We start from the raw sequence: 13911 nt of genomic DNA on the forward strand, positions 1-13911 counted from the left end.
AAATGACTATTTTAGAACAATAATGGCGACGTAATACACGCAAATAATCGAGCGAATTTTGTAGACTCACTACAATTCGACGATTATATGGTGTGAAAAATGTTGAAATGCGGCAGTAAAAAATCAGTGACGGTATTGGCTGTGGTATTTATGACAGCTTTACTGACCGCATGTAATGAGGGAACCTCAGGAGGTACGCTCGAGTCAGCCGCGGGAGGTTCTACGAACAATTCTACAAGTATCTCGCTGATCGCCAAAGAAGCTTCTCTGAGCTGGAATGCACCCGCTACGCGAGTGAACGGCGAAGGGCTCGCAATGGGGGAGCTGCAGGGATACGTTATCCTCTACGGGAAAGAGTCTGACAATCTATCCCAGCGAGTTGAAATCGCCAGCGCGAGTACAATGGATTACATCATCAGCAATCTGGACCAGGGCGAATGGTTTTTCGCCATTCAGGTGATTGATGTCAATGGCTTGGTGAGTCCCCCCTCAGAGATTGTTAGTAAAACAATATAACGGGTTTCGAATTTAGTCTTGCAGGCTCGAGTGCCCAGGGAAGGGCGCGTCAAACCGGATTGATTACCGGTAGTTTGATGGTAAACGCCGATCCAGCGCCTTCTTCCGATACGACATTAATTTCTCCCCGGTGCTTCTCGACCACCACACTGACAAATGAAAGGCCAAGGCCCGCACCGTGATTTCGTGAAAGCTCACTGCTCTTCTGGCGTCGGAAGCGGTCAAACAGATGAGGTATTTCGCTCTCGGCAATGCCTGTTCCCTCGTCACTAATTGTCAGACAGGCCTGGTGGCCAGCCTGGAAAGCCTGGATCATAATGACTGAGCCGTCAGGGCTGTACTGGACTGCGTTGGTTAGCAGATTGATGACGGCACGCTCCAACAATTCCGCATTCCCGTTTAGCCAAAGGTCTTCATGTCCAAGTAGTTGAAGACGAATACCTTTCTCTGCAGCCTGCTCGCTAACGCTGTCCCTCGCATTCTCGACGATGGCCAGGAACTCGCATTCGTAAAATCTCGTTTCGGTGAGCTGTTCAGCCCGGGCAAGCTGAACAAACTCTTCTGCCAGCTGGTAGCTTCGGCGAGCCAGGCGCCCCAGTTGATCCAGTTGTTCCGGCTGTATCTCTCCAGGCCTTCTTTTCAACTGCTCGATTAAAGCAAGCTGCGACACCAGGGGCGAGCGCACGTCGTGAGAGATGAAGTCGATGGCTTCACGATGTTGTCGCTGCTGCTCTCGCAGTTCCGATATGTTCGATATATTTGCAATGATGCCGCTTTGATTGCTGTCTGGCAGTTCAAAGGGTGCCAAGTGAATGAGAAAATCCAGACTCCTCACTTGTAAATCGACGGTCCGGCTTTGGGAGAGCGTCAGCGTTTCAGCTACCGTTTCCGTCCAGGCCGGAGATTCTCGCGGGTCGTGGCCATGCAGCAGCCGGACCAGAGACATGCCGATCAGGCTGGGACGTGGTTCTCCAAACCATTCTTCGATGTGCCCATTGACGAATTGGATGATGCCCAGTGAGTCAGTTACTACGATGCCGTCCGGCATCTTCTCAAAACTGCGGCCGATAAAGGCTTGCATGCTGTGTAGACGTTCAGTCGCGAGCCTTACACGCTCTATTCGGGCTGAGATGTTTTCGCGCCTCGTGTGAGAATCGGTCTTGCCGGGAGTGACCGCCAGCGCGAGCCGCTGCAGGTAGCGCCTGTTAGCTTCTCTGGTCAGACTTGCCGGTAGCATCAGGCCGAGGTGGTAAATGCGCTGGCCGCGGGTAAACTTCAGCCAACTTTGACTATCAATGTGCGTCCAATGCCCCTGTACTAATGCCGCTGGTTGATCAGCCCTGGTCAGTTGTCGTGCAGCCAACACTTCCTCGTCCACGGATAGCCACCAGCCTTTGGCTTCAAGCAGCGTGCTCAAGTGCTCCAATAATTGCGTCGGGTTGCGCTGAGAAGGCTCTGCCAAATGTAGCTGATGTCCTCGACCGAGTTCATCCAGTTGACGGTTGAGAAAACGATTGGTCATCGCCAGCCGGCGGGCGCTCCAAAGCGGAAAGGCCATCAGCGGAACCAGTAAGGCGTTTGCCACCGGCAACCACAGCTGCATCCCGACCAGCAATGTGCCAAATGCCAGGGTTATCCCTGCCAGTGTTCCGGCGCATAGCAGAGCTGTCCTTGCAGGCCGAAGGCGAGGCATAAAATAGGCTAACAGCAGGATGACAGCCAGGGGTAGTAGCCAGGTGGCAACGCTGTCTACAGGCCGGACCAGCTTGTCGTTGATTAACGCTGAATATCCGTTGGCGTGAAATTCCACACCGGACATCGGAGCGGTGAGCCCCGAATACGGCGTGGGCAGAGTGTCTCCCAATCCTGCAGCGGTAGCGCCAACAAAGACCGTTTTGCCTTCGAAAGCGCCAGCCTTCGCAGAGCCTGTTAGCACATCGGTAAAGGAGTAGGTGGGTATGGTCGGGTCATGCGCTGGCGGTGGTACCATGACAAAATCATGGCGAACATTGATATAGGGGGCGACGGTTACGTCACTGGGCACCTGTCGGAGGTTCGAATCCTCACCCGAGGCCGCGGCTGCAGCCGAAGCCAGGCTGGGCCAGGACTCCTCTCCCAAGCCATTGAACAGGTACAGGCCTCGGGCCAGGCCGTCAGCATCAAGTTCCACGTGAGCGTGCCCAATGCCCGCAGCTACCTCAAGTAGCGCAGGCACTGGCAGTTTTTCAGCCATCAAACTGCCTTCGGGCGCGGTGGACAGGTGCATGGGCAATACGGCATTGCCGTGAGCGACCAGGGCTGCTGCAAGTTCAGCATCATCGGAGGAGGGTTCGGGGAAGAGCACGTCGTAAACGATAGTGCGGGCGCCTGACTGATCGAGTTTCCTGATCAGCTCAGCGTGTATAGCTCGCGACCATGGCCATCGTCCCAGGCGTTCAAGACTTTTGTCGTCAATGGCAATGAGTACGACTTCGTCCGACAAGGCGCCTGGATAAGCGGCGATCAGGCTGTCGTACAGCCAGAAATCCAGGCGCTGGGGCAGGGAGGTTGTCTGCAGGAGCAGAAGCGCTGCGACCAGCGGCAGGGCGAGTCTCCAGGATGTGTGTTTCAATGAGTGCCAATCCGGCGTCATGGGCGCTGCTTCATTATTGTAGAAGTCTGGATTACTCGATAAACAACTCCCTGCCCGGTCCCCAGCGGCTTGCGAGGGGCCCGTCAGAAACTGCCTTCACCCGCACAAAATAACGTCTACCGGGAATCAGACGCAAGGCTGCGGTGGTATCGTCAACACTGGCCTCCTTTACAATTCGCTGGAAATTTGGGTCTTCTGATAATTGCAGCAAATAATCGCTGGCGGTATCAACCTGTTGCCAGAGGATGCGAACCTGGCTGTCAATATAATTGATATTGATGATGTTAACCGGTGGCAACGTGCCGTTGACGATGAGTGTCCGGGCGTTGCTGGTGGCTACGGAAGTGCCGCCGGCCTCCGTGACGACTCGCCAGTAATACTGCCCGGGGCTCAGTGGTCTGGATGGAACAGCGCTTTCATCGGGCGCCCATTCACTGGTCGCTACAAGCTCTGAGAAGGCATCGGTTTTTGCAATCTCTATACGCCCCACTTCATTTTCACCACGATAAGTCCAGGTGAATTCCGGCATATCGTCATCCACTTTGGCGCCGGGCGCTGGTGAGAGATTGTTGGCGGCCAGGGCCTGTAACTCTATATCCACGGTCTGATGGCTGGGTAAGCCTGCGACACCGCGATCAGTAATGGCCGAGACCTGTATGTCGTAACGGCCGTTGTCCAGATAATCCAGGGTAAAATCCGGCTCAGAAGTTTGTGTGCGAGTCACCCTATGGCCGGTTTCCGCGTCAAAGATATCCAGTTGGTGCCGAGATGCTCCATCGGGCGTCCAGCCAAGCTTGATCGGAAGACGTCGAATGCTGTCGGGTAACCGAGTGGTTTCGGGTACCTGGGGGAGGCGGCGGATATCAACCGTGCTGCGGGCCATAATGTTTACAGTTGCGCTGTAGCCTGCCGGAACACTTCTTGTTTTGCCTTTGGGACCAAACATCACCATGCCTTCACTCACTTGAAGTTGAGTGATGCCAGGCGCGCTTTGGATCGCAAACGCCGTGCCCCGGACGGCTGCGACGGCAGAGGGGGTTTCAATTTCAAATCGTGAACCGCCTTCAACCAAGGGTTCAACTTCCGTACTGACTTCGCCGCGTTCGAGTCTCAGGCGAGTATCCACCATACCTGTACGCCCAAACTGGGTGAGCCGGTTGAATATCAGTTGTGAGTTCTTTTCAATCCTCAGGAGTGACCCGTCCGCCAGGCGAATGGTCGCTGAACCACTCTGGGTAGTTATTTCGTCTCCAGCCCGTAATAGCATTTGCGCTTGTAATGGCGCCCGATAGCCGGAACTCGGTACACGCACCTGGCCCTGGCCGGTGACGGCCATCACGGTGGCGGGCTCGGGTTGGCGTTTCAGCCAGTGCAAGGGAATACGAATGGCATCGCCAGCCCTGACCGTCCGGATATCGGAGATACGGTTGTAGTTAGCCAATTGCAGGGCCGTTTTACCGCTTTCCAGAAGTTCTAAGGCCGCCTGTTCGAAATTTTCATCCGAGCGCAGACTGTAACGCCACTCTGGTGCCGGGGATGAGTCCGAATGAGCCGTGGCTCCTTGTGAACCCAGCGTAACGGAAAGTTCCGCTGAAACGGAGCTGGCTGTCAGGCACGTCAAAGCGAACAGGGAAAGAGCAACAAGTACCCGGGAATAGCGGGCGACTGACACGTTCATTGAATTAATGGGCTTCGAGTCGATCTGGATCTGCCGGTGTACTGACCAGCATGGCTTCGAGCCGGTAACCCCGTTGATAGATGGTCTTGATCCGGTAGCCGTTCTCCGGGTTCAGGCCAAGGCGTCTTCGCAGACGGCTCATATGGGTATCTACGGTGCGGGTATTGATATCCCGGGTGACGCCCCAGACTCGTTCAAGCAGCATTTCACGGGTCAGCAGTCGGCCCTGGTTCTGGAACAGGAAGAGTGCGAGGTCGAAATCCTTATCCGTCAGCGTTAACACCTCACCGTTCAGCTTGATGGTGCGCTGCTGGGTATCAATCCCGAACGCTCCGAAATTCAGCAGTTCTTTTTCGTTCTCAGGATTGATGCGACGTACCAGGGCTTTGATTCGTGCCAACAACTCGGCAGGCCGTGCGGGCTTTGCAAGGTAGTCATCTGCGCCGGCATCAAGCGCCTGCACGATATCCTGTTCACTGTCCCGCTGGGTCAGGAATACGACTGGAATTGGCCAGTTAAGCTGGGCGCGTACCGAACGCAGAACGTCAATGCCTGTCATGTCGGGGATTTGCCAGTCCAGTATCAAGAGGTCATAGCTGCGGTGCTGCACAGCGCTCATGAACGACTGGCCGGTCTGAAACGTGTCACATCGATTGCCAGGTTCAGCGAGTATCAACTGAATGTTCCGGGCCTGTTCAAGTTCATCTTCCAGCAGTGCGATACGCATCTCAACTCTCCTGCAACCGTGGTCAAGCCCGGTCGTGTTAACTACATAACAAATCGGGCTTCCATAACCCGCACTGCATTGTGACAAAACGGTAAGCCTTGTTCAGTGTTGTTATGTAGATTTCCGTAACGAATCACACTGTTGAAGTCATGCCTTTCAGACGCTTACACGGCTGTTCTGGAAGAAAACCTAAAGATCGGGCTTGCCGTTTTTGTCGCCTACTGTTTGTCGGCAGCCGGGATAATTACTGCAGCCCCAGAACCAGCCTTTTTTGCTCTTTCTACGCACCAGAGGAGAGTAGCAATGCGGGCAGGGTACGGGCTTTTGGTTGGTGCCGTCGGTTGGCGGGCCATCTTCGAGGGGGCGGGTGCCTTTGCACTCAGGAAACCGGGTACAAGCGAGAAAGGCGCCGAATTTTCCGCTTCGCTGCAGCATGGGCGCCCGGCACTTCGGGCAGTGGATGCCGGTATTGCTTTGGGGGGAGGCCGGGCGCTCGCGGGCGTCCTTGAGAAAGCCGGAAATCTGTTCCTTGAGTCGATCAATGAACTGGCGCGGGTCAGCGTCACCCTGACGGATGCTTTCCAGAGTGGCTTCCCAGAGAGCGGTCATATCCGGCCGATGAATGGCGTCAGGCAAGGCCTCAATCAGCACTTTGCCTTTTTCGGTGGCTTTGATAAACCGGCTGTCGCGATAGAGATAGTCCCGCTTGAACAGGGTTTCGATAATGCTGGCCCGGGTGGCTTCGGTTCCGAGCCCGTCAGTTTCTCGCAGGGTTTTTCGGAGCGCAGTATCGGAGACAAACCTGGCAATGTTGGTCATTGCAGAAAGCAGCGTTGCGTCAGTAAAGTGGCTCGGCGGCTTTGTTGTCCGCTCCTGGACATCGGTGGATTCGCAGAGTACCGAGTCGCCTTTCGACAGCCGTGGAAGCGGTACCTTATCGGTCTCGCGCCCGTTTTCCCGTTGGCGTAACTCCAGGTTCTTCCAGCCGGGCTCAAGCACGGCGGTTTCGGAAGCACGAAAGCCATGTGGTCCGATCGTCAGCGCCAGCTTGCCCTCCCGGTGGATGGCCTCCGGGCAGAACTGCATAAGATAGTAACGGCTGATCAGCTCATAAATGCGGGCCTCTTTCGGGCTGAGTGCGCCTGATGGCCGGGAGCGTGCGGTGGGGATTATGGCGTGGTGAGCGTCAACCTTTTTGTCGTTCCACACTGTGGACCGGCGAGTGAGATCCAGAGACTCTATTGGCGGCGCCAGTTCAGGGGCCACCCGGGCGATGGCATGGGTCACAGCCCTACTTTGCTCGAAATGCCCTTCCGGAAGATAACGGCAGTCTGACCGCGGGTAGGTGATCAACTGATGTCGCTCATAGAGGTGCTGGGCCGTATCGAGCACTTCTTTGGCGCCCATCTGGAACAGGCGTCCGGCTTCAATCTGCAGCGTTGAAAGTGAGAACGGCAGCGGCGGTGGCTCTTTTCGGTCCCTGAAGCGAGCCTCGGTGATCCGCCCTGGCCGCCCTGTCACTTCATTGGCGATTTGTTCGGCGATGTCCCGGCTGAGCAGGCGGTCTTCTTCGTCGAGGTGATCACGAAATTGTTCATCCGGTAGCCACCGGGCCTTGAAAGCCGGCGCTGTCTCCGATTCCATATCCCGACAACGGGCGGTCAAGCGGAAAAAGGGTTTGGGCTCGAAGTCGCTGATGGCGTTATCACGGGCGACGACCAGGCCCAGAACCGGCGTTTGTACCCGGCCGACCGAGTAAACCCCTTGCTCTCCCTGCTGTCGGTAGCTGAGGGTATATAACCTTGTCAGGTTGATGCCGTAGAGCCAGTCTGCTCGTTGGCGCGCCAGGGCAGAGTGGGAGAGGCGTCGGAATTCGCGGTTATCTCGGGGCGCTGTTACCGCGCGTCCGACGGCTTCGGGCGTCAGGTCATTGATCAGCACCCGTTCGACCGGGCACTTGGCGCCGAAGTAACGGATAACTTCGTCCACCAACAATTGGCCTTCGCGGTCGGGATCACCGGCGTGTACGATTACCTCGGCTTTGCGAATCAGGGAAGCCAGTACATCCAGCTGTTTGCGGGCGCTTTCCCTTGGCATCAGTTTCCAGTGATCGGGGAACACCGGCAAGTCACTCAGGTTCCAGTGTTGCCAGCGCGGGTCGTACTCCGCAGGTTCTGCCGGCTCCAGCAAGTGACCAATGCACCAGCTCACTACCACGGCGTTATTTTCGGGGCCGCAACGCAGCCAGCCCGGGCCTTTCTGTATGGGGCCGGGCAGGGCGGCAGCGATGGCGCGCCCGAGGCTGGGTTTTTCGGCGATAAAAAGACGCATGTTTCGGGTATCACAGAGTGCTTGGGGTGAAGGACGATGGCGAATCGGGCCTGCGCTGTCAAGCAGTTGGCCCAAGGGTGGTGTACACTGGAGCCAACGCCGCTGGTGCGTTGGAGGCCCATGAATGAGGTGCCACTGACAGGATTTCGCATCAGATTCTAGTTGGTCACAGGAGCAGGGTTCGGTTATGTCGATCAAGCAATCGATAGAGCAAAAACTGACAGAAGGTTTCCCGGTGGTGCATCTGCAGGTGGAAAATGAGAGCCACATGCACAGTGTACCGCCAAACTCGGAAACCCATTTCAAAGTCACGCTGGTTTCTGGCGAGTTTGAAGGTACCGGCAAAGTTAAGCGGCATCAGACGATTTACAAAGTGCTCGCTGCTGAAATGGCTGGCGGTGTTCATGCATTGGCATTGCACCTTTATACCCCCGATGAGTGGGTGGCCAGACAGGCCCCGGCTCCGGATTCTCCGAACTGTCTTGGTGGTTCAAAAAGCGACCCGGCCAATCAAGCCTGAATAGAAACAACAGGAGACGCTATGAGTCAGTTTTTCCAGATTCATCCTGAAACACCCCAGAAGCGTCTGATAAATCAGGCGGTTCAGATCCTTCGCCAGGGCGGCGTCATCGTTTATCCGACGGATTCCGGTTACGCTCTTGGCTGCCACCTTGGAGACAAGGCAGCGGCTGATCGCATCAAACGCATCCGTCGTCTGGACGACAAACACAACTTCACTCTGGTGTGCCGTGATCTCTCTGACGTGGGTATCTACGCCAAGGTGGATAATACCCAATACCGCCTCCTCAAAACGTTCACGCCGGGGCCTTATACCTTCATTCTGGATGCCACCAGCGAAGTCCCGAGACGGTTGCTGCATCCCAAGCGCAGGTCTATAGGCTTGCGGGTGCCGGATAACGCAATTGTCCAGGCGCTTCTGGGCGAGTTGGGAGAACCCATTATGAGCAGTACGTTGATACTGCCGGATGAAACCGACCCAATGGTCGATCCCTACGACATTCGGGGAACCCTGGAACATGAGCTCGATCTGATCATCGATGGCGGCTTTTGCGGAATGGAGGCAACGACAGTCGTGAACATGTGCGGCGACGTACCGGAGGTGACCCGGGTAGGTAAGGGTGACCCAACGCCGTTCCAGCTCGGGTAATTAATCGTTCAGGCATGAGTATTAAGGTTGAACGCATAGTTGCGCTGCTGGCCAGCCGCCTCGATACGTTCAGCGCTTAATGTTTGTCGCAGGCTGTCGTAACGGTGCACCAGATCACCGAGGCCGTTGAACTGTTGGTTGTCGCTTACCAGAGTGTCGAGCAGGGAGTTGTTGACGCCGTACGCCTTATTGAGTTTCAGGGCAGTGTCGACAAACGCCAGCGTGGGCTCATTGACGCTCAGACGCCCGAACGCTTCTTTAAAACCTTTGTTGTTGTTAAGGTCCTGTTCGACTTGCAGACGGAGGTTCTCGGGTATTCGGGCGTTGAGGCTGAGTTTTCCGCCCTCGGATTTTTGCACCGCCAGCCGTGTTGCCGGATTTAAATTATACTCGGCAAGCTTGTGCCGCAAGGTTTCCCGGACAAAGGCAGAATCCTGCCCCACATCCGATTTGTAGCTGTCCATCGCAAGTCTTGTCGATGCTTTCGGGCGCACCCCTCCGTTCAGAGTGACGCTGTCATCGTTTTTGCCAACGGGCTCCGGCTTCGACCCGGCCTGAGCACCTTTCTGTGCAGGTTGGACGGCGCTGCGGCTCTCCGCCGTCTGCTGAAATCCGGCACCTAAACGCGCTAATGATGAAAGTAATGACACCGCGATGCTCCTTCTCGATTGACCCGGTTCGCCACCGGAGCCGACGTTTTTTCAACGCTCTGCAGAAGGTTAAGCATGATTGATGCCATCGCTGCGCTGTTGGTAACTGGCGTACTTTTTATTCCTGATAGCCAGTCAATTCCAGGTAGCCGACCCCCTTATGAGTCCCCTCCGCTGAGACCGGGCTCTCCCAGTAAGGGAAAACGCCATTGTTCCAGTAATCTCCGGGGGGCACGGTCACGGTGATGTCCAGGCCTTCAGATGGAATGCTCAGTTGCCATTGCTCAGGCAGACTGCCGGCGCGGGTATCGCGAAGACGACCGGGTTCCAGTGATAACTGGTCGGGGGTCAGCGCTCTGACCTCGCCCGTCGGGCTGACCCAGGTGCCGGATTGATAGAAACCATCGCGCTCTCGAAGTCGGAACGCCATCACTTTGGCGCCACTGTCGAGGTGAAGCGCCAGCCAGTCCCAGCCGTCCTGGTCGGCCCTCAGAAACTGGCTGCTCCACTCACGGTCAAACCAGCCCTGGCCGGAAACGGCGTAGGTTTCGCCATCCAGGGTGACGTCGCCCTCAATCGCCAAATCAACAAAACTGAAATACATGGAGCCCTGACCATCGGCGGACTTGGTGCTGAAGCCGTCCTGGCCATGACGCACGATGTCGCGGCGGGGAGCAATCAGCAGGTTGTAGCTCCAGTTGTCTTCCGTCACTGTCAGTTGCCATTGTTCTTTGGACCCATCGACCTCACGGAGCTGCCAGTCATCAAGCCAGACATTAAACGGTTGTCCGGTGGCCCCGGCCTGCCTCGTACCGCCTCGGGCCAAACGTTCGCTGAAGCGGTGTTCGCCGTCCACAGAGACTGCTGCGTGGCTCATCCAGGCCGCGTTCATGTTCCAGTCCGTTTGAGGCTGGTCAACACTAGCAGCAGCTTTTAGGCCTCGACGGAATTGAGTCCACTGCAATCCCAGGGAGCGGCCATCCGCCGTCTTCAGGTTGGCCGTGAGATACCACCACTCAATGCGATGCTGAGGGTGGACGCCAAGGTCCTGAGGTAATGAAATGACGTCATCAACTGAAGGCTGCCGGAAGTTATCTGATGAAGTTTCGCCCAGCCCCGCAAATCCGGCGTCCGGCGTGGAGGACGAATCTGAACAGGCTGACAGCAGAATGGTCAGGGCCATCAGAACGGTCGGCACGACCCTTGAGATTGATATGACAGGTACGACAGCCCGGTTATTTATCATCCACGCCTCCCGGCCTTCAGCGCTATTTGCGGCGCCAGCAGGCTGGCCAGTATGAGTCCTATCGTAAGGCATAGTCCCAGGATGACTAGCCAAAATACCGGGAACATTGCCATAGGAAGCGTCCAGCCGAAGGCCAGCGGATTAATGCGGGCGACCAGTACCCAGGTCAGAAAGCTACCCAGGGGCAGCGCTGTGACACCGACGGTACCGGTCAGTAGCGTACTGTGGCGCATCAACCAGAGTTTTACGTGACGCTTCTGCATGCCCCAAAGCTGGAGTTTCTGATAATACTGCTTGCGAGCGCCAAACATGGTGAGCGCCATCAGTAACAGGGCAAAGCCTGCGAGCGCGAGTGTCAGCGCGCTGATGGCCCGGGTGAGAGCAAAGGTCTGGTCGAAGATGGTTACCGCCAGGGTGCGGATTTCCGAGTTGTCCCGGATGGTCAAGCCAGGGCTGCGCCAGGCCTGTTCGATCTGCTGCTGAAAAGCCTGTATGCCACCGGAGGCCAACCTGATGGAAAAGCTGAGGGAGGAGTAGGGGGCCTCTGGCGGCCAGAGTTGCTGACTGATCAGAACTTCACTTGCCGGTCGGCCGTAGTCTGCGTAGATACCTGCAATCGTTCCGGTGTAAGGGGACTGCCGGGACTGCCCGATATCAAAGGTAAGTTGCTCGCCAACCGTAAGCTGTTCCCGACGGGCCAGTTGCTCATTTATCAATATCTCGCCCGCGGCCACGGCACGCCAGACGTCGCCGGGTGTTTCTTGGGTACTGGCCAAAAACGTCCAGGGCTGCAACAAGGGAGAGGCAGGATCGACTGCTGTAATCTCCACGGAACCATAAGAGGTCTGTGCTTCACCTCTTAGGACGCCATGGCTAGCCTTTACAGAATCCAGGCTGGTCAACGTCGCATTGGCGCTTGTGAGGTCAAGATCTGGTGGTGCCTGCAGGTATACGTCTCCCTGCAGACGTTGATCAAGCCAGTCATAGAAGGTGTTTTCAAACGTACCGACGAGAGCATGGACGGCAATAACGGTAGCGGCCGCAAACTGTAAGGCCATCAAAGGCAGTGAGAGCTGGCGGATCATGACGGCCAGCTCGCGCCAGGACCATCCGGTTAACGGTTGGGTGCAGGTTTTGGCGAGTTGATTCAACAGCCAGGGCAGCAAAAGTACCGTGAGCCAGCCGAAACCCGCCAACGTCAGGCCGATGGCGACAAACTGCCAGGCCAGCGAAGCCGATAACAGACTCGAGCCCACCCCAATCACCAGCACAGCTGAGGCCACCAATACCAACAGGCGATAATTGGTTTTCAGCTTAGCGAACAGCACGCGATCTGCCACTGCCCAGATCATAACCAGTATCAAAACCAGCAACGGCGCCAACCAAGTCCACCAGGTCGTTTGCTGTGCGTACAACCTGACTCCGAATAACCCTGACAGCGCCTGGTCGAAACCCTGGCCAAAGCCGTTCGCCAACACTTGGCCAAAAACCAGTCCCAGTCCGCCACCGATCGCAGACAGTACGGCCAGCTCAATAATCAGGTGGAACTGTAGCCGCCCTGGGGTCACCCCGAAACGATTTAATAGCGCCAGGGAAGCCTCACGTTGGGCCAGCCCCAGCAGAAAGACGCTACGCACCAACAAGGCCGAAATTAACAGGACCAGGGCACAGAGCGCATCCAGGTTCAGCAGAAAACTGTCGGCCAGTTGGCCAGCTCCGACACCGCTGAATAGGCTCGCGATGCGGTATGCCGAAGGTAAGTCAGAATACTCCCGGGGGGCGAATAATGTCAGTCTTGTGGGCCATTGGCCTGCGGCCAGCTTTTCAGCTTCGCCAATATCAACAAAGGCGCCGGAGTTTCCGGAAGGACTCTCTTGGGGCACGTCACTAAAGCAACGGAGCGACAGGGCGTCAATACCAATAACCCGACCTTTCGGCGCAGGCCGTTCTACGGTTAATTGCGGACTGACGCAAAACCCTAAACGGCGCAGAGTGACAAAGTCCTTTACGGTCACCGGGCTAGCATCCTCGCGAACTACGCTGAAGCGTTCTTGCAGTGCCGCATCATTGCTCGTAAAACTGGCTCTGGCCTGTTGAGAGAGTTGCCAGACGCCGCTCCAGAGCGCCGTAGCCACTATCAAAATCAGCAGCAATGCCAGCAGCTGCCAGGGATGGCGACGGTAATGACTCAGCAGGGCACTGGTAAGGTTCACTGGCCACCGTCGCTGCCATCGCCTGGAGTGCCAGAACGGTCTGCGGGGATATCCGCACGGGCCAAACTGGCCAGCGCCAGAATGTCATCACAGCGCGCGGCGAGGGCGGGATCATGGGTGGACAGCAACATCGGGCAACCGGTCTCGTGTTGATGATGAAACAGAACATCGGCGACCTGAAGAGCCGTTGCCCCGTCTAGGCTTGCTGTAGGTTCGTCTGCCAACAACAGCCCCGGCTGCATGGCAAAAGCCATGGCAAGCGCCGCCCGCTGCCTCTGACCACCGGAAACCTGATTGGGGAAACGGTGTCCGAGCTTTGCCAGACCGAGGATGTTCAGCCAGTGTTCGACGTCGACGTTCGTCTTACCCGCAAGTTGTGCGCGCAAGCGGATGTTGTCGCCGAGGGACAGGGTAGGCATCAGGTTGTCATCCTGAAAAACGGTGGCTATGCGCTTGCCGCGAAGTTCTGACCAGCCCGCCGCATCCTGGTTGCTGGCGGATTCGCCAAACAGCCGGATATCGCCGTCATCTGCAGGTTCGATACCACTGAGAATATTGATCAGAGTGCTTTTGCCGCTGCCCGAAGGCCCCATCAATGCCATTGACTGCCGATGGGTGATGGAAAAGCTCAGATTGCTGAGAACGCGAACCTGTTCGGTGCCATCGATATAGCTTTTGGAAAGATCGCAAACATCAACGACAGAGTCCGGCACGAACGTTTGCCTCGCTTCGGGAATTGGGAGGTGTAAA

11 protein-coding genes are annotated in these 13911 nt (G+C 56.5%); 3 read left to right on the forward strand and 8 right to left on the reverse strand.

Annotated features, from left to right (window positions below):
• The first annotated feature begins 99 nt into the window (after positions 1-99).
• The gene (locus WEB64_RS07730) at positions 100-516 is read left to right on the forward strand and encodes a fibronectin type III domain-containing protein (RefSeq protein WP_368061192.1); all 417 of its coding nucleotides are present in this window, start codon (positions 100-102) and stop codon (positions 514-516) included.
• Positions 517-565: 49 nt separating this feature from the next.
• Here the strand turns inward: WEB64_RS07730 and WEB64_RS07735 are convergent, their stop codons facing one another.
• The 4 genes from WEB64_RS07735 to WEB64_RS07750 form a co-directional block, all read right to left on the reverse strand.
• Positions 566-3127 carry a CHASE2 domain-containing protein gene (locus WEB64_RS07735; protein WP_368061193.1) on the reverse strand — a complete coding sequence of 854 codons (2562 nt, stop codon included), beginning with the start codon at positions 3125-3127 and terminating at the stop codon, positions 566-568.
• Positions 3128-3179: 52 nt separating this feature from the next.
• Positions 3180-4826, reverse strand: a complete 1647-nt coding sequence (locus tag WEB64_RS07740; protein WP_368061194.1) for a FecR domain-containing protein — start codon at positions 4824-4826, stop codon at positions 3180-3182.
• 4 nt (positions 4827-4830) lie between these two features.
• Positions 4831-5553: a response regulator transcription factor gene (locus WEB64_RS07745; protein ID WP_368061195.1), complete on the reverse strand. Its 723-nt coding sequence runs from the start codon at positions 5551-5553 to the stop codon at positions 4831-4833.
• 189 nt (positions 5554-5742) lie between these two features.
• Complete coding sequence (locus WEB64_RS07750; RefSeq protein WP_368061237.1) at positions 5743-7884, reverse strand: DNA topoisomerase 3; 2142 nt, start codon at positions 7882-7884, stop codon at positions 5743-5745.
• A 187-nt stretch (positions 7885-8071) separates the two neighbouring features.
• Between WEB64_RS07750 and WEB64_RS07755 the strand changes: the two genes are divergently transcribed.
• Positions 8072-8404, forward strand: coding sequence for a BolA family protein (locus WEB64_RS07755; protein ID WP_368061196.1), 333 nt, complete (start codon positions 8072-8074; stop codon positions 8402-8404).
• A 21-nt stretch (positions 8405-8425) separates the two neighbouring features.
• On the forward strand, positions 8426-9052 hold the full coding sequence (locus WEB64_RS07760; RefSeq protein WP_368061197.1) for an L-threonylcarbamoyladenylate synthase: 627 nt from the start codon (positions 8426-8428) through the stop codon (positions 9050-9052).
• A gap of 8 nt (positions 9053-9060) precedes the next feature.
• On the opposite strand, the gene WEB64_RS07765 is transcribed toward WEB64_RS07760, so the two are convergent.
• The 4 genes from WEB64_RS07765 to WEB64_RS07780 form a co-directional block, all read right to left on the reverse strand.
• Positions 9061-9702 (reverse strand): hypothetical protein, encoded by a 642-nt coding sequence (locus WEB64_RS07765; RefSeq protein ID WP_368061198.1) that lies wholly within the window; start codon positions 9700-9702, stop codon positions 9061-9063.
• Between the two features lie 118 nt (positions 9703-9820).
• On the reverse strand, positions 9821-10948 hold the full coding sequence (locus WEB64_RS07770) for a lipocalin-like domain-containing protein (RefSeq protein ID WP_368061199.1): 1128 nt from the start codon (positions 10946-10948) through the stop codon (positions 9821-9823).
• Complete coding sequence (locus WEB64_RS07775; RefSeq protein WP_368061200.1) at positions 10945-13161, reverse strand: FtsX-like permease family protein; 2217 nt, start codon at positions 13159-13161, stop codon at positions 10945-10947. Before WEB64_RS07775 ends, WEB64_RS07770 begins: the two co-directional genes overlap by 4 nt.
• Positions 13158-13874, reverse strand: coding sequence for an ABC transporter ATP-binding protein (locus tag WEB64_RS07780; protein WP_368061201.1), 717 nt, complete (start codon positions 13872-13874; stop codon positions 13158-13160). The genes WEB64_RS07775 and WEB64_RS07780 overlap by 4 nt, the downstream gene beginning before the upstream one ends.
• Between the last annotated feature and the right edge of the window lie 37 nt (positions 13875-13911).

The organism is Marinobacter sp. (assembly GCF_040882185.1).
Taxonomy (GTDB): domain Bacteria; phylum Pseudomonadota; class Gammaproteobacteria; order Pseudomonadales; family Oleiphilaceae; genus Marinobacter.